The organism is Oryzomicrobium sp., assembly GCF_036820405.1.
Taxonomy (GTDB): domain Bacteria; phylum Pseudomonadota; class Gammaproteobacteria; order Burkholderiales; family Rhodocyclaceae; genus Oryzomicrobium.
The window spans coordinates 163,717-180,239 of sequence record NZ_DAISLS010000007.1 but is presented as its reverse complement, the minus strand read 5'-3'; the positions used below and the strand labels follow the sequence as shown (position 1 = coordinate 180,239).

The window sequence follows — 16,523 nt, the reverse complement described above, 5'->3', positions numbered from 1 at the left end:
CCACGCCATCCGCATCGTTTATTGCGACGAGACCACCATGCACCTCAACCAACTTTTCCAGCGCACCGTGCGCCTGCACGGCGACCGTCCCGCCCTGGCCCGGGGCCGGGGGCCGAGCCTCACCTACCGGCAACTGGAGCGGCGCGTCGCCGCCCTGGCCGGCTGGCTGCGCCACGACCTGGGCTTGCAGCCCGGCGACCGGGTCACCCTGGCGATGAAGAACTGCATCCAGTACGCCGAATCCATGCTGGCCATCTGGCACGCCGGCCTGTGCGCCGTGCCGGTCAACGCCAAGCTGCACCCCAACGAGCTGGAGTACGTACTGCACGATTCCGGCTCCGCCGCCTGCCTGTCCAGCGGCGAGCTGTACCGGGGGCTGCTGCCGGTGGCCGAGCGCCTGCCCGGCCTGCAACTGATCGACGTGGAGGCGGACAGCTACACCGCCGCCCTGGGCCGGACGCCCATCGCCCCGGTGGCCGGCAACGGCGGCGACCTGGCCTGGCTGTTCTACACCAGCGGCACCACCGGCCGGCCCAAGGGGGTGATGCTGACCCACGACAACCTGCTCGCCACCTCCCTCAACTTCTACGCCGACGTGCAGCCGGTGGATGGCGACGACGTGCTGGTGCACGTGGCCCCCATGTCCCACGGCAGCGGCCTCTACAGCGTGCCCTACTTCATCCGCGGCGCCTTGCAGGTGGTGCCCGAGAGCGGCGGCTTCGACGAGGCCGAGCTGTTCGAGCTGCTCGGCCACTACCGCTCGGCCAGCCTGTTCGCCGCGCCGACCATCGTCCAGCGCATGGCCCAGCACGCGGCGGACCACGGTAGCGCCTTCCCCGGCCTGCGCGCCTTGATCGTCGGCGGCGCGCCGTTCTACGTCGAGGACATCAAGGCGGCGGTGGCCTGCTTCGGTCCGCGCATCGCCCAGATCTACGGCCAGGGCGAAAGCCCGATGTCGATCACCGCCCTGTCGGCGGAGCAGACCGCCGCCGCCGTGGCCGGCAACGACCTGGCCATGCTGGCCTCGGTGGGGGCCAGCCAGACCTCGGTGGAAGTGGCGGTGCTCGGCCCCGACGGCCAGCCGGCCCCGGCCGGCACCCTGGGCGAGGTGGTGGCCCGGGGACCCTCGGTGATGAAGGGCTACTGGAACAATCCGGACGCCACCCGCCAGACCCTGGCCGGGGGCTGGCTGCACACCGGCGACGTGGGCGAGCTCGACGAGCGCGGCCTGCTCCAGCTGAAAGACCGCTCCAAGGACGTCATCATTAGCGGCGGCACCAACATCTACCCCCGGGAAGTGGAGGAGGTGCTGCTCCAGCACGCCGCGGTCCAGGAAGTGTCGGTGATCGGCGTGCCCGACCGGGAATGGGGCGAGTCGATCGCCGCCTTCGTCGTCTGCCGCGACGGCATGGCGGTCGGCGAAGCCGACCTGGAGGCCCTGTGCCTGCGTTCCATCGCCCGCTTCAAGCGGCCGCGCTGGTACTTCTTCGTCGCCGAACTGCCGAAGAACGGCACTGGTAAAGTGCTGAAAACCCAACTGCGCAAACTCGCCACGCCGACCTCATGACCGACGCCGACGCCAATCCCCTCTTTGCCCGCCACACCGCCAGCCAGACCGAGAAGGCTTATTGCGCCCTCGAAGAGATGGTCGTCACCGGAGAGCTGCCCCCGGGCAGCCAGTGGTCCGAGGTGGCCCTGAGCGAGAAGGTCGGCTTCGGCCGCACCCCCACCCGGGAGGCCCTGCACAAGCTGGCCTACCAGCGCCTGGTGCACATCGCGCCGCGCCAGGGGGTGTTCATCTCCGAGATCGACTACCAGGGCCAGCTGAAGATCATCCAGGCGCGCCGCGAGATCGAGCGCCTGATCGTCTCCCAGGCAGCCCTGTGTGCCAGCGACGCCGAGCGGGCGGCGCTGCGCCAGCTGGCGGGCGAGCTGGAAGGGCTGAAGGCCCTCAACGACATGCGGGTCTACATGCGCCTGCACTTCTGCCTCACCAGCCGCCTCGGCGAGGCGGCGCGCAATACCTACGCCGCCGAGTTCTACGCCATGTTGCAGACCCTGGCGCGGCGCTTCCTGTACTTCCACCAGAAGCGCCACTCCAACCTGGCCCACATCTGCGACCTGCACATCGCCCAGATCAACGCCATCGCCGACGGCGATGCGGAGCGGGCGATGGCGGCGGCCACGGCGCGCAACGACTACGCCGAGCAGCTGGCGCGCAACATCCTGATGGAATTGATCGTCACCTCGGCGGTGACGATCAGCCCGGCCGAACGCTGACCGGTCCTGGCCGGGGCGCGGAGTTTGCAGAATCTGCGGCCCGGCATAGCCGATAACCAAAACAACCAACGAGGTGCGCCGCCACCGGCAGGCGTACCCAGGAGACGTTCCATGACCCCACCCCAACCGGGCCGTCGCGCCCTCGTCACCGGCTCGCTGCAAGGCATCGGGCTGTCCATCGCCACCGCCCTGGCCGAAGAGCAATGCCACCTGGTCCTGCACGGGCTGGGGGACGCCGAGCAGCAGGAACGGGCGCGCCAGGCGGTGCTCGCCGCCGGCGCCCTGTCGGCCACCGTCCATGGCCACGACCTGAGCGACGCCGCCCAGGTCCAGGCCCTGATGGCCGCCGTCCTGGCCGACGGCCCCCTGGACATCCTGGTCAACAACGCCGGCATCCAGCAGACCATGGCCCTGGCCGAGGTGCCCTTGGAGCTGTGGCAGCGCTTTCTGGCGGTCAATCTGTCGGCGGCCTTCCTCACCATGCAGGCCGCCCTGCCGGGCATGGCGGCGCGGGGTTACGGCCGGGTGGTGAACATCGCTTCGGTGCACGGCCTGGTGGCCTCGGTGCACAAGGCCCCCTACGTGGCCTCCAAGTTCGGCCTGGTGGGCGTGAGCAAGGTGGCGGCCCTGGAGTACGCCCGGGCCGGCAGCCGGGGGCAGGGCGGGGTGACCGTGAACTGCATCTGCCCGGGCTGGACCGAGACCGCCCTGCTCGAACCCCAGATACTGGACCGGGCCGCCCAGGTCGGCGGCGACCGGGAGGCCGGGGTGCGTTCCCTGCTCGCCGAAAAACAGCCCAGCCAGCGCATGTCGCTGCCGGTTGAGATCGCCCAGCTGGCGGCCTGGTTGTGCCATCCCGTGGCCCACAACATCACCGGGGCGGCGATTCCCGTCGAGGGAGGCTGGACCAGCCAGTAGTCGCAGGGCAGGGCGGGTGGCCGGGTGGCCCCGCCTCAATCGAAGGCGATGTCCCGGGGCACCACCACCGGGCGGCTGTCCTCCTGCCAGGCTTCGAAGCCGCCCGCCAGGGAAGTCACGTTCTCGAAGCCCATGGACTGGAGCGATTTCACCGCCAGGGCGGCGCGGCCGCTGGTCTTGCAATAGACGATCACCGGCCGGGTCACGTCCTGGAGAGCGGGCTCGCTGGAAATCTTGAATTCGAGCAGGCCCCGGGGAATGTTCAGGGCGCCCTGGATGTGCCCCTGGCGGTACTCGTCCGGTTCGCGCACGTCGAGCAGCAGGGTGTCCGGCGCCGTCGCCCGCCGGGCCTGGAGCTCGGCGGGGGAGCATTCGTCTATGGTCAGGCGGGCCGCCTGGACGAGGGTGTGGGCAGGGGTGAACATGGGGGCCTCCGCAAACGTGGCAAGGGCATGGCCCGCCGCCGGGGCGGCCATGACAGGGTGGAGAAGGATCAGTTTTTTCTAATTTAGCACGGCCGCCGCCGTGCAGCCCCCAGGTCTTCAGCTACCGTTACGTCGGCCCTTTTGCCGGCCCCTTGCCGGAAATGCCGATTGGTCGCCGCCGCCGTCGGGCCTACACTGGCGCCTCCTTTCACCGCGCCGGAGACGCCCATGTCCCGCCCCGCCGACCTCCCCTTGGTCTATTCCTGTTCCGGCTGCTCCAGCGCCGCCCAGATGGCCAATCACATCGCCGTGCAGCTGGACCGGCGCGGCGAGGCCGAAATGTCCTGCATCGCCGGGGTCGGCGGCGACGTGCCCCACCTGGTGCGCATCGCCCGTTCCGGCCGGGCGATCCTGGCCCTGGACGGCTGCCCGTTGCAATGCGTCAAGCACAGCCTGGCCCAGCGCGGGGTGACGCCCGACCGGCAACTGCTGCTGCACGAGCACGGCATCAAGAAGCGTCTGCGCACCGATTTCGACCTGGACGACGCCGCGCGGATGCTTGAGGTGGCGACGGCCGCCGCCCGTGACCTGCGCCAGCCGGCGGCGGAGGTGGCGTAAGTGGGCAAGGCCGCCATCTGGGTCGATGCCGACGCCTGCCCCAAGGTCATCAAGGAAATCCTCTTCCGCGTCGCGGTGCGGGCCGAGATGGTGGTCACTCTGGTGGCCAACCAGGCCCTGTTCGCTCCGCCTTCTCCCTTTGTGCGCAGCCTCCAGGTGCCGCGCGGCTTCGACGTGGCCGACCAGGCCATCGTCGAGCGGGTGGCAGAGGGCGACCTGGTGATCACCGCCGACATTCCCCTGGCCGCCGAAGTCATCGCCAAGGGGGCCCGGGTGCTGACGCCCCGGGGCGAGCCCTACGGGCCGGACACCATCCAGGCGGCCCTGACCCTGCGCAACTTCATGGACACCTTGCGCTCCTCCGGGGTGGAGACCGGCGGTCCGGCGGCCTTCAACCACGACGACCGCCGCGCCTTCGCCCGAGAGCTGGAGCGCTTCGTCGTCAAGGCCGGACGCCGGGTGGAGTAATCCTGCTGCGCAGATCCACGGACCCCTAGCCTTGCGGCGGTGCCGTGGCGCCGCCTCCCACTTCGTCTTCGCTCTCCGCCCGTTCCTGCTCAGGGCGTCTCAATCGACGTCGTAATCCCAGAGCTGGTGGGCGTCCAGCTCCAGCCGGTAGCGGGCTTCCAGGGCGTCCAGGCGGGTCTGTTCGGCGGCCAGCCGGCCCTCGCCGGCCTGGCGGCGGGCGAGTAGCACCTCGGCCAGGGGCGCCTCCCCCAGGGATTGGGCCCGGGCGGTCAGGTCGGCGCTGGCCTCTAGTTGCCGGGCCGCCTGGTCGGCACGTTGCCAGGCGATCTGGGTGGCGCTGGCCAGGGCGTGGCGGCTGGCGATGTCGGCGCTCACCTGGCGGCGCAGCCCGTCCTCCCGGTAGGACGCCGCATTGGCCCGGGCCGCCTGGCTGCGCGCCGCGGCACCCCGGGCGGCGCCGGGCAGGGGAATGGTGACCGACACCCCCACCAGCTTTTCCTCGCCGCCCCGCTCGCTGCCGACGTGCACGCCGAACACCGGGTCCGGGGTGCGCTCGGCCTCGGCGCGCTGGGCGGCCAGCCGGGCCTGGCGGGTCTCGGCGCCGGCCAGGGCCAGTTCGTGGCTCTTGCCGGCGATGCGCTCCTGCCAGGCGGCCAGGGTGCCTTCCAGGGGCTCGGGGGCCGGCAGGCTCACCCGCTCCGGCTGGGCAATGGCGGGAAAGCGCGCCCGCAGGTCTTCGCTGGCAGCCTGGAGGCGGGCCCGGGCCTGCTGCCACTGGGCGTCGGCCTGGGCGGCGGCGGCTTCGGCCTGCATCGCCTCCAGCCGTGCCGCGTCGCCCAGCTTGAGCCGCCGGCCGGTACTGTCGGCCAGCCGGGCCAGCAGCTTGGCCTGGGTCTGGGCCTGGTCGGCGGCGACCCGGGTGCGCAGCCACTGGAACCAGGCGGCGAGCAACTGGCGGGCGGTTTCGTGCTGGGCGTCCTCCACGGCGATGCGGGCGGTGCTCTCGCCCTGTTCGCCCAGGGCCCGGTCGGCATCGGCCTTGGCCGGCAGGCGCAGCGGCCGTTCCAGGGTCACCAGCCATTCGTTGTACGGCCCGCCCGGGCCTTCGCTGGGGGTGCTGCGCAGGCGCCGGCGCTGGTCCATGAGCCGGGTGGTCCACTCGTGGGGGCCGGCGTCGAGCCGTTCCCGGTTGGCGCTTTCCGCGCTCAGGTCGGCCCGGGCGGCGGCCACCAGGGGGGCGGCGGCGATGGCGGCCTTGACCTCGGCGGCGGCAGGCAGGCCGTCGCCGGTCTCGGCCCGGGCGTCCGGGGCAGCCAGCAGCAGAGCCAGCAATAGGCTCAGAGGCAGGGTCAGCGGCAGGGATGAAACGGCGGTGGGGAAATGCGGGGTCATGACGGTTGCACCACGGAAGAGTCGTTGCCGCTATTGCTGCCGTCGCTTTCCGCGTTCCGGGGAACGCCGAAGCGGCGGTAGAGGATGGGCAGCAGCACCAGGGTGAGCAGGGTCGAGCTGATCAGTCCGCCCACCACGACGATGGCCAGGGGGCGCTGGATTTCCGAGCCGGGGCCGCTGGCGAAGAGCAGGGGCACCAGGCCGAAGGCGGTGATCGAGGCGGTCATCAGCACCGGGCGCAGCCGGCGCCGGGCGCCCTCGCGCACCACTTCGTCCAGGGGCAGGCCCTGGTCGCGCAGGGTGTTGAAGTAGCTGACCAGCACCACCCCGTTGAGCACGGCGATGCCGAGCAGGGCGATGAAGCCCACCGAGGCCGGCACCGACAGGTATTCGCCGGAGACGAACAGGGAGATGGCGCCGCCCACCAGGGCGAAGGGGATGTTGGCCAGCACCAGGGCGGCCTGGCGCAGGGAGCCGAAGGTGACGAAGAGCAGGCCGAAGATCAGCAGTAGGGCCATGGGCACCACCAGGGCGAGCCGGGCCGCGGCGCGCTGCTGGTTTTCGAACTGGCCGCCCCAGGCGATGCGGTAGCCGGCCGGCAGCTTGACCTTGGCCGCGACCGCGGCCCGGGCGTCGTCCACGAAGCCCACCAGGTCCCGGTCGCGCACGTTGCTCTGCACCACCACGTAACGCTGGGCGTTTTCCCGGTCCACCTTCACCGGGCCTTCGACCCGCTTCAGGGTGGCCACCGCCGACAGAGGCACGGCCCGGCCGTCGGGCAGTTGCAGGCGCAGATCGGCCAGGGCCGGGGCGGTGCTGTCGGCGCCGGGGCCGCGCAGCAGCAGCGGGGTGCGCCGGCCCGGCTCCACCACCACCCCCACCGGGGTGCCCTCGATCAGGCGCTTCAGGTCCGCTTCCAGGGCGTTCACCGAGAAACCCAGGCGGCCGGCGGCAAGCCGGTCGATGCCCACCGACAGGTACTGGACGCCCTCGTTCTTGAGGGTGATCACGTCCTCGGCGCCGGGCACGCCCTTCACCGCGCCCTGGACCTGGGCGGCCAGGCCGTTGAGGGTGTCGATGTCCGGGCCGTAGATCTTGATCGCCACGTCGCCGCGCACCCCGGTGAGCATTTCCGAGACGCGCATCTCGATGGGCTGGGTGAAGCTGTAGACCACCCCGGGGAAGCGGTCGAGCACCTGGCGCAGCTGGTCGGCCAGCCAGGCCTTGTCCGGTGTGCGCCACTCGTCCACGGGCTTGAGCACCAGGAAGGTGTCGGTCTGGTTGAGGCCCATCGGGTCCAGGCCCAGCTCGTCGGCGCCGGTGCGGGCGACGATGCGCCGGACCTCGGGGATGTCCTGGAGGATCGCCGCCTGGACCTGCTGGTCCAGGGCGGTGGAGGCGGACAGGCCGATGGAGGGGAGCTTTTCCAGCTGGACGATCAGGTCGCCTTCGTCCAGGGTGGGCATGAAGGTCTTGCCGGTGCCCAGGTAGGCGCCCACCGCCAGCACCAGGGACAGGCCGGCGCCGATCAGCACCGGGCGCGGGTTGGCCAGGGCCCGGGGCAGCAGCCGGTCGTACAGGGCGGTGAGCTTGCGCACCAGCCAGGGATCGCCGTGGGCCGGCTTGAGCAGCAGGGAGGCAGCCGCCGGCACCACGGTGAAGGCCAGCAGCAGGGAGGCGCCCAGGGCGAAGACGATGGCCAGGGCCACCGGCATGAACAGCTTGCCTTCCAGCCCTTCCAGGGTCAGCAGCGGCAGGAAGACGATGGCGATGATCGCCACACCCGAAGCCACCGGCGGCGCCACCTCGACCACCGCCCGGAACACCAGGGCCAGCTTGTCGTGGGCCGACAGGGCGGTCGGGTTGCCGGCGGCCCGGGCGTGCAGATGGGATTCGATGTTCTCCACCACCACCACGGCGCCGTCCACCAGCATGCCGATGGCGATGGCCAGGCCGCCCAGGCTCATCAGGTTGGCCGACAGGTCGTAGTGCCCCATCAGGATGAAGGTGGCCAGGGCCGACAGGGGCAGGATCGCCGCCACCACCACGGCGGCGCGCAGGCTGCCGAGGAAGGCGAACAGCAGGATCGCCACCAGCACCACCGCTTCGAGCAGGGCCTTGGTCACGGTGTGCACCGCCCGGGCCACCAGCTCGCCCCGGTTGTAGAAGGGCACCAGGCGGGTGCCGGCGGGCAGGGTGGGCTCGATCTCGGCCAGCTTGGCCGACACCGCCTCCACCACCGCCCGGGCGTTGGCGCCGCGCAGGCCGAGCACCAGCCCTTCCACAGCCTCGCCCTGGGCCAGGGCCGGGCCGGCAGCGTTGGCATCGTTGGCTTGGCCGGCGTGGTCCGGCTGGGAGCGCTGGGTTACCGCGCCGTAGCGGGTCAGGGCGCCGAGGCGCACCTCGGCCACGTCGCCGACCCGCACCGGGGCGCCGCCGCGCACCGCCACCACCACGTTGCGCAGGTCGTCTACGTCGCGGATGGCGCCCTCGGCCCGCACCAGCAGGGCTTCCTCGCCCTCGTTCACCCGGCCGGCGCCGTCGTTGCGGTTGTTCTCGGCCAGGGCCGTTTCCAGGTCAGTCAGGGATAACTGGCGGGCGTTGAGCGCCGCCACGTCGGGCACCACCTCGAAGGCCCGGGCGTTGCCTCCCAGGCTGTTCACGTCGGCCACGCCGCGCAGGGTGCGCAGCTGGGGGCGGATCACCCAGTCGAGCAGGGTGCGCTTCTCCTCCAGGGAGAGGGGGCCCTCGACGGTGAACATGAACATCTCGCCCAGGGGCGTGGTGATCGGCGCTAGGCCGCCGGAGGCTTGCGGCGGCAGGTCCTTGAGCACGTTGCCGAGGCGCTCGCCCACCTGCTGGCGGGCCCAATAGATGTCGGTGCCGTCGTCGAAGTCGATGGTGATGTCGGCCAGGGCGTACTTGGAGGTGGAGCGCAGGATGTGCTGCTTGGGAATGCCCAGCATCTCCTGCTCGATGGGCACGGTGATGCGGGTTTCCACCTCTTCCGGGGTCATGCCCGGGGACTTGATGATGATCTTGACCTGGGTGGTGGAGACGTCAGGGAAGGCGTCGATGGGCAGGTTCTGCAGGCTCACCATGCCGAAGCCGGCCAGCAGCAGGGCGGCCAGCCCCACCAGCAGGCGCTGGGCCAGGGAGAGGGCGACGAGCTGGGAGAAGAAGCGGGCGATCATGGCTGGTTCCGCCGCCTCATTCCACGTTCTGGCCGAGCCAGGCGGCCTTCAGCGCCGCCACACCGGCCGTCGCCACCCGGCTCTTGTCGTTCAGGGGGGGGGCGCCGGCGGACTTGACCAGCCAGCCCCCGGGCACCGGGCCAAGCACCGTCACCGGCTGAGGCATGAAGCGGCTTTCCCGGGCGTCCTCCTGCACGGCAACGAACACGTAGGCCGTCGTCACCTGCTTGCCCGGGCTGGCGGCGCCGCTGCGGTAGGTCAGGGCCGCGCCGGGGATGCGCACCGCGCCGGCCAGGGCGGGCAGTCCTGCCAGGCCGATCTCGGCTTCCACCGCCTGGCCGGGGCGCAGGGGCAGGGCGGCGGTGCCCGCCGCGGGACGCTCCAGGCTGGCGCGTACGGCCACGGTCTGGGCGGCGCCCACCTGGCGGCCGACGCTCACCACCTTGCCGCGCACACTGCGGCCGTCGGCCAGGGTGGCGGTGACCGGCGCCCCGTCCGGCAACAGGGCGGCCAGGCTGGCGGCTACCTGTATCTCCAGCCCCAGGGCACTGGTTTCGGCCAGGGAGAAGAGGGGGGCGGCGGCATCGACCCGCTGCCCCGGCGTGGCCATCTGCTCCAGCACGTAGCCGGAGAGGGGGGCGGTCAGGGCGGCGGCGCCCGGGCCGGATTTGGTCGCCGCCGACAGGCCGGCCACTCCCAGGGACAGTCGCTTTTCCTCGGCCTGGGCGGCGGCCTGGGCCGCACTGGCCCGGGTGGCCTCCAGGCGGGAGGCGGGGATGATGCCCTCGTTGTACAGCGCTTCGTCCCGGCGCCGGGCGCTGGCCGCCAGCTCGGCCTGGCTGCGGGCGATGCTGGCGTCCCGTTGCAGGGCCAGCAGTTCCGGGCTGGCGAAGATGGCCAGCACCTCGCCCTTGCGCACCTGCTGCCCCGGCACCACCTTCACCGATTCCACCAGGCCGGCGGCGGGGGCGGCCACCAGGCGCAATTGGCCCAGGGGCACGTTCACCGTGGCCGGCAGGCGCGACAGGCTGGCGCCGCCGGCGCCGGCCGGTGTCGCCGGGGTGCTGCGCACGCCCAGGGCCTGGACCTGGGCGGCGCTGAGCACCAGGGGCGGGGCCGGCGGCTCGCCGGCCCCCAGGGCGGGCAGGGGGAGCGTTGCCTGGGTCGCCAGGGCCAGGGCCGCCAGACGGCGGCGCCAGGGGGCGGGCAGGAGGGGAAGGCGCGGGACGGCGGGCAGTGGCTGGCGCATGGCTGGCGGGGAGCAAGGGGAGAATGGCCGCCAGCTTAGGCCGTCCAGATTAAGCGTCCCTTAAGGCACGGGCCGCCGCATCGGCGCGGGCGGCCGGACGTCGCTGGCCTGCCCTCGGGGCGTTGCCGTTGGAATGCCATCCGCCCCGGCCGCCGCTACAATGCTTATCCAAAAACCTGATAAGGGCGGTTTCCGCCCCTTCCCCTCCCCAGCCGATTCCGCCATGACTTCTCCCTCTACCTCCGCCGCGGACCGCACCCTGGCCTCGGTGTTGCTCTTCGCCGCCCTGATCGTGTGCGTGTCCATGGGCATCCGCCACACCTTCGGCCTGTTCCTCGCCCCCATGACCAGCGCCCACGGCTGGAGCCGGGAGCTGTTCTCCTTCGCCATCGCCGTGCAGAACCTGATGTGGGGGTTCAGCCAGCCCTTCGCCGGCCTGCTCGCCGACCGCTTCGGCGCCAAGCGGGTGCTGTGGGTGGCCAGCCTGTTCTACGTGCTCGGCCTGGTGGGCATGGCCTATTCGGCCAGCGGCACCGGCCTGGCGGCCACCGCCGGGGTGCTGATCGGCATGGCCCAGAGCGGCACCACCTACAGCGTGGTGTTCTCGGCCATGGGCAAGCTGGTCGCCCCCAACCGGCGCAGCTGGGCCATGGGCATCGTCGCCGCCGCCGGCTCCTTCGGCCAGTTCCTGATGATCCCGGTGGCCTCCGGGCTGATCGGCGGCCTGGGCTGGTTCGGCACCCTGCTGATCTTCGCCGGCGCCGCCTTCCTGATCGTGCCCCTGGGCGCTTCCCTGACCAAGGGGGTCGCCGCCGGGGCGGCAGCCCACGGCCAGACCGCCGGCGAGGCGCTGCGCGAGGCGATGCGCGAGAAGAGCTTTATCTTTCTCATGCTCGGCTACTTCGTCTGCGGCTTCCAGGTGGTGTTCATCGGCGTGCACCTGCCCACCTACCTGCTCGACAAGGGCTTGCCGGCTTCGGTGGGCATGACCGCCCTGGCCCTGATCGGCCTGTTCAACGTGTTTGGCACCTATACCGTGGGTCACCTGGGCAACCGCTTCCCCAAGCGCTACCTGCTCGCCGCCATCTACTTTTGCCGCAGCATCGCCATCAGCCTGTTCCTGCTGGCGCCCCTCACGCCCCTGAGCGTCTATGCCTTCGCCGCGGTGATCGGCTTTCTCTGGCTGTCCACCGTGCCGCCCACCAACGCCATCGTCGCCCAGGTGTTCGGCGTGCGCTTCCTCGGCATGCTCTCCGGCTTCGTCTTCTTCGCCCACCAGATCGGCAGCTTCCTCGGCGTCTGGCTGGGGGGCAAGCTGTTCGATGCCACCGGCGCTTACGACACCGTGTGGGGCATCTGCATCGCCCTCGGGGTGATGGCCGCCCTGATCAACCTGCCCATCGACGAGCGCAGCCTGGAATCGCGCCGCGCCGTGCCGGCAGCGGCCTGACCCTTCCGGAAGCATCGGACCACGGGACCGCCATGCGCCTGCTCCTCGTCGAAGACGACCTGCTGCTCGGCGACGGGCTGTGCGTCGGCCTTGGCCACTACGGCTTCCAAGTGGATTGGGTGCGCGGCGTGGCCGCGGCCCGGGCGGCTCTGGCCACCGACGCCTACGCCGTGCTGGTCCTCGACCTGGGCCTGCCCGACGGTGACGGGGTGGCGGCGCTGGAGGCAGCCCGGGCCGAAGGCGGGCGCAACGGGGCGGTGCCGGTGCTGCTGCTCACCGCCCGGGACGCCAAGGAGGACAAGCTGCGGGCCTTTTCCGCCGGGGCCGACGACTACGTGGTCAAGCCGGTGGACCTGGACGAACTGGCCGCCCGGCTGCGCGCCCTGATCCGGCGCAGCCACGGCCGTGCCGTGCCGCGCATCGTCGCCGGTCGCGTCGCCTTCGACCCGGAGGCCCGCCAGGCCTACCTGGACGATGCCCCGGTGGAATTGTCCGGCCGGGAACTGGCGATCCTCGAACTGCTGCTCGCCAGCCTGGGCCGGGTGGTGTCCCGGCCCCAGCTCGAAGCTGCCCTGTACCGTTGGGGCGAGGGGGTGGAGAGCAACGCCATCGAGGTGCACATCCACCACCTGCGCAAGAAGCTCGGCGCCGACTTCATCCAGACCCGCCGCGGCCTGGGCTACCTGGTGGACAAGCCGTGATCCGCCGCTGGTTGTCCTCGCTCCACGGCCGGCTGATCCTGATCGTGCTGGTCTGCGTCACCGGGGTGGACGGCCTCACCGGCCTGCTCGGCTACCGCCAGGCCACCCGGGAGGCGGCCGAGCTGATGGATGCCCAACTGGTGGAGATCGCCCACGTGCTGGGCACCACCACCGGCGCTCCCGCCACCGCCGTGGTCAGCGCCGACGGCGCGGCCCGGGCTGCCCATCGCTACCACAAGCGCCTGGTGTTCCAGGTCTGGCGCCCCGGGACGGGAGGGCGTGGCGACCAGTTGCTGGCCCGTTCCGACACGGCCCCCGAGGCGCCTCTGGAGGCCTTGGCGGCGGTGGCCGACGACGGCTACGTGACCCTGGCCTGGCGCGACGGCAGCTGGCGCTTCTACGTGTCCGGCAACGAGCCGGGCGGGCTGCGGGTGGTGGTGGGCCAGCAGGGCGGAGTGCGCGACAAGATGGCCCGGGAAGTGGCCATGAACGCCCTCTATCCCCACCTGGCCAGTTGGGCGGTGTTGGTGGGCCTGCTGCTGGTGGGCGTGCGCCAGGCCCTGACGCCCCTGCGCCAGTTGGCCGAGCAGGTGCGCCAGCGTTCGCCGGACCACCTGGTGCCGGTCCGCATCGAGGCGGCGCCGGCGGAGATCGTCCCCGTGGCGGGGGCGGTCAACGGCCTGCTGCAACGGGTCGAAGCGGCCCTGGAGCGGGAACGGCGCTTCACCGCCGACGCCGCTCACGAACTGCGCACGCCCCTGGCGGCGCTCAAGATCCAGGCCCAGGTGGCGCGCCTCGCCGATTCCGGCAGCGACGAGGCGGCCCGCCAGGCCGCCTTGCTCAACGTCATCCGCGGCACCGACCGGCTGGCCCACTTGGTGGAGCAACTGCTCACCCTGGCCCGGGTGGATGCCCACGCCCCCGGCCAGGCGGGGAACGCCTTCGCCACGGAGAGCGCCGACCTGGCCGCCTTGGCCCGGGAAGTGGTGGCCGGGGCGGCCGGACAGGGCGCCCAGGCCCAGCGCCGCGGCGTGACCCTGGCGGCGGTGCTGCCGCCGGGGACGGCCACGGTGGCGGGCCAGGCCGACCTGCTGGCGGTGCTCCTGCGCAACCTGGTGGACAACGCCCTGCGCTATACCCCGGCCGGCGGCCGGGTGGAGGTGCGGATCGGTCGGGAGCCGTTCGGCTGGCGCCTGACGGTGGCCGACGACGGCCCGGGCATCCCCGTGGCCGAGCGCGCCCGGGTGCTGGAGCGCTTCGTGCGGCTGGCGGAGGATGCCGGCGGCGGCGAGGGAAGCGGCCTGGGGCTGTCCATCGTCGCGCGCATCGCCCAGTTGCACGGCGCGGCCCTGGAACTGGGCGATGGCCTGGGCGGCAAGGGCCTGGCGGCGAGCGTGGTCCTGCCCCTGGCCACCGGGGCGGCCTGATTCGGGCAGGCGCGGCCTTCCCGCTGCCCTCAGGCCCCGGCCACCGGGACAGCTGGCAGGCCCACGGGCGGCCCTGCCAGCAATTCGGCCAGAGGGCGCGGCGGTGCCAGCGCGTAGCCCTGGCTGTAGCCCACCTCCAGGTCGGTCACCCAGTGCAGCACTCCCGCGTTGTGCACGAATTCGGCCACGGTGCCGACCCCCAGCCGGTGGGCCACGCGCACGATCGACGCGACGATCTCCCGGTCCACCGGGCTGCTTTCCAGATCCTTGACGAAGGCCCCGTCGATCTTCACGTAATCCACCGGAAAGCGTTTCAGGTAGTCGTAGGTGGCCAGGCCGGTGCCGAAGTCGTCCAGGGCGATGCGGCAGCCGAGCGCCTTGAGGCCGAGGAGCAGGTCGCTGGCCGCCTGGTCGTTGAGAATGGCCTGGCTTTCGGTGATCTCGAAGGCGAAGGGTGCCGTGGGCAGGCCGTGGGCGCGCAGGCGGTCGCGGATGAAGGGCAGCATGTCCGGATCGGACAGGCTGGCACCGGTCAGGTTGAGGGCGCATTTGCCGACCCGGGCGAGCTGTTCCGGGTGGGCGGCGAAATGGGCGAAAGCGGCCTCGATCACCGCCCGGTCCAGTTCCAGGGCCAGGGGCCGCTGGGCCAGGGCGGCGATGACCTCCGGCATGGGGATGACGTTGCCGCCCTCGTCGAGCACCCGCACCAGCACCTCGAAGTCGTGGTGCGGCGGGGCGTCCGATGGCAGTGGGCGGTTGGCGACCAGGGGCTGGGCGAGCAGGCGGATGCGCCCTTCGCCCAATGCGGCGCGCACCGCCTCGATGCGCCGGGCATGGGCGCGGCGGGTGTCGGCCTGGTGGCGCGACACCGGTTCCGGCAGCACCCGCCGGTCAGGCTTTAGGGCTGCCTCGCTCAGGGCTTCGCGCAGGGCGATGAGAATCTCGTCGAGGGTTTCCTGGGCATGGGCGGGCACATACAGGCCGGCGCGCAGGGGTTGCAGGCGCAGCGCCGTGCCGTTGCCAGCCAGGTGCAGGGGGCCGCGGCGGAAGCCGGCTTCGACGCGCAGGAAGGCTTCCTCCACCGCCGCCGGGCTGCCGAAGGGCAACAGGGCGGCGAATACCCCGGGCTGGAGCCGGGCCACAGCGCTCAGGTCGTCCTCGGCCCGCAGCCGTGCCGCCAGTTCGCGCTCGAAGTCGGCGATGGTGGCCAGCCCCACCAGGTGGCCGGCGGATTCCAGGTTCTCGACGCCGAGGATGAACAGGCCCCGGCCGTCGCGGCGTCGCGCCCGTTCCCGGCGGCTGTGCTCCATGGCGGTGAGGAAGCCCCGCTCGTTGAGGCAGTCGGTGACGTTGTCCAGCTCGGCCTGGCGCGCCAGTTTGCGGTAGGCAGCGCGGCGGTCGGCGGCGATGGCCTGGAGAATCTGGCCGAAAGCGGCGGCCACCAGCAGCACCAGGGCGGTCTGGAAGATGGCGAAGCGCAGGGCCTGGGCGTCCATGGTGGCGAACGCCTTGGCCGACAGGATCAGGATGGCCGTGGCGATCAGGGTCAGGCCGGTGGTGGCGGCCTCGCGGCGCATGGCGCAGGCGGCGATGGCCGGAAAGTACAGGTAGGCTAGGGCCGTGGCGTAGTCGTTGGCGCCGTTCCAGGCGAGCAGGGTCAGGGCCAGGGCGATGGAGGCGGCGGCCGCCAGGGTGGGGCGGTCCAGCGTCGCCAGCCATCGCCGGGGGCGGATGTTCTCCTGCCACAGGGTGAGCAGGGCGGGGGCGAACAGGATGCCGCCGATGGCATCGACCAGCCAGTAGGCGAGAAACACGTCGAGGGCCGAGGAGGCGGGGAACAACCCGCCCAGCTTGAAGCCCAGGGTGCCGATCAGGGCCGACAGGGGCGCCGCGATGCCGACCTCGACGCGGTAGAAGGCGAGCAGGTCGCGCACGCCGCTGCGCCGTTCCGGCATGGCGGTCGGGCGGGCCCGCAGCAGGCGGCGCAGCACCCTGGCCCCCACCGCCGGCCCGGTGCACGAGGCGATGATGGCCAGGGCCGCCACCAGAGGCTCCTGGTGGTAGGAGAGCAGGCTCCAGGCCCCCAGCCCCAGGGCCAGGGGCCACAGCCCGGGCAGGCCGTAGCGCCAGACCAGGGCGAAGCCGATGCCGGCCGGAGGCCAGAACAGGGAGAAGCTGAGGTCGGAAAAGGTGTTGCCGGAAAACGACAACAGGCGGGAGAGGGCGGCACCGAGGAAGACGGCCACCGCCGTCCACAGGCCCGCCTGGGCCGCGAGGCGGGGGCGGGGCAGGGGAGCGGGAGCGAAGAGACGGGGCATGTCCGTGGGCAGGCTCGCAAAAGGGTGGCGGGGGTGGAGCGGAATTGCGGCGACGGGACGGTCGGCCTGGAGGGCGTATCGTC

General features: G+C 72.1%; 13 protein-coding genes. 8 read left to right on the top strand and 5 right to left on the bottom strand.

All coding sequences use genetic code 11. The features are described 5' to 3' along the window. Positions 1 to 37 precede the first annotated feature (37 nt). The 3 genes from V7Z98_RS08380 (at position 38) to V7Z98_RS08370 (ending at position 3,198) form a co-directional block, all read left to right on the top strand. The gene (locus V7Z98_RS08380) at positions 38 to 1,567 is read left to right on the top strand and encodes an AMP-binding protein (protein WP_334157647.1); all 1,530 of its coding nucleotides are present in this window, start codon (positions 38 to 40) and stop codon (positions 1,565 to 1,567) included. Continuing rightward, positions 1,564 to 2,280, top strand: coding sequence for a GntR family transcriptional regulator (locus V7Z98_RS08375; RefSeq protein WP_334157646.1), 717 nt, complete (start codon positions 1,564 to 1,566; stop codon positions 2,278 to 2,280). Before V7Z98_RS08380 ends, V7Z98_RS08375 begins: the two co-directional genes overlap by 4 nt. Before the next feature lie 111 nt (positions 2,281 to 2,391). Beyond that, a complete protein-coding gene (locus tag V7Z98_RS08370) occupies positions 2,392 to 3,198 on the top strand; it encodes an SDR family NAD(P)-dependent oxidoreductase (protein ID WP_334157645.1) in 807 nt (268 codons plus the stop codon). 35 nt (positions 3,199 to 3,233) lie between these two features. On the opposite strand, the gene V7Z98_RS08365 is transcribed toward V7Z98_RS08370, so the two are convergent. After that, a complete protein-coding gene (locus V7Z98_RS08365; RefSeq protein WP_293264045.1) occupies positions 3,234 to 3,623 on the bottom strand; it encodes a rhodanese-like domain-containing protein in 390 nt (129 codons plus the stop codon). A 228-nt stretch (positions 3,624 to 3,851) separates the two neighbouring features. Here V7Z98_RS08365 and V7Z98_RS08360 point away from each other — a divergent pair, with 228 nt between their 5' ends. Continuing rightward, positions 3,852 to 4,241, top strand: coding sequence for a putative zinc-binding protein (locus tag V7Z98_RS08360; protein ID WP_334157644.1), 390 nt, complete (start codon positions 3,852 to 3,854; stop codon positions 4,239 to 4,241). Next, on the top strand, positions 4,242 to 4,709 hold the full coding sequence (locus V7Z98_RS08355) for a YaiI/YqxD family protein (RefSeq protein ID WP_293264041.1): 468 nt from the start codon (positions 4,242 to 4,244) through the stop codon (positions 4,707 to 4,709). A gap of 99 nt (positions 4,710 to 4,808) precedes the next feature. On the opposite strand, the gene V7Z98_RS08350 is transcribed toward V7Z98_RS08355, so the two are convergent. From V7Z98_RS08350 to V7Z98_RS08340, 3 genes are read right to left on the bottom strand one after another with little or no spacing between them, the layout of a single operon-like run. Continuing rightward, on the bottom strand, positions 4,809 to 6,101 hold the full coding sequence (locus tag V7Z98_RS08350; protein WP_334157643.1) for a TolC family protein: 1,293 nt from the start codon (positions 6,099 to 6,101) through the stop codon (positions 4,809 to 4,811). Continuing rightward, entirely contained in the window at positions 6,098 to 9,295 is a 3,198-nt protein-coding gene (locus V7Z98_RS08345) for an efflux RND transporter permease subunit (RefSeq protein ID WP_334157642.1), read from the bottom strand. The genes V7Z98_RS08350 and V7Z98_RS08345 overlap by 4 nt, the downstream gene beginning before the upstream one ends. 16 nt (positions 9,296 to 9,311) lie before the next feature. Beyond that, on the bottom strand, positions 9,312 to 10,544 hold the full coding sequence (locus V7Z98_RS08340; protein ID WP_334157641.1) for an efflux RND transporter periplasmic adaptor subunit: 1,233 nt from the start codon (positions 10,542 to 10,544) through the stop codon (positions 9,312 to 9,314). Positions 10,545 to 10,767: 223 nt separating this feature from the next. On the opposite strand from V7Z98_RS08340, the gene V7Z98_RS08335 reads away from it, so the two are divergent. From V7Z98_RS08335 to V7Z98_RS08325, 3 genes are read left to right on the top strand one after another with little or no spacing between them, the layout of a single operon-like run. Next, positions 10,768 to 11,994 carry an MFS transporter gene (locus V7Z98_RS08335; RefSeq protein WP_293264033.1) on the top strand — a complete coding sequence of 409 codons (1,227 nt, stop codon included), beginning with the start codon at positions 10,768 to 10,770 and terminating at the stop codon, positions 11,992 to 11,994. Positions 11,995 to 12,026: 32 nt separating this feature from the next. Next, complete coding sequence (locus tag V7Z98_RS08330; RefSeq protein WP_293264032.1) at positions 12,027 to 12,695, top strand: winged helix-turn-helix domain-containing protein; 669 nt, start codon at positions 12,027 to 12,029, stop codon at positions 12,693 to 12,695. Further along, positions 12,692 to 14,122, top strand: coding sequence for an ATP-binding protein (locus V7Z98_RS08325; protein ID WP_334157640.1), 1,431 nt, complete (start codon positions 12,692 to 12,694; stop codon positions 14,120 to 14,122). Before V7Z98_RS08330 ends, V7Z98_RS08325 begins: the two co-directional genes overlap by 4 nt. A gap of 29 nt (positions 14,123 to 14,151) precedes the next feature. On the opposite strand, the gene V7Z98_RS08320 is transcribed toward V7Z98_RS08325, so the two are convergent. After that, on the bottom strand, positions 14,152 to 16,440 hold the full coding sequence (locus V7Z98_RS08320; protein WP_334157639.1) for a sensor domain-containing phosphodiesterase: 2,289 nt from the start codon (positions 16,438 to 16,440) through the stop codon (positions 14,152 to 14,154). Positions 16,441 to 16,523: the final 83 nt, after the last annotated feature.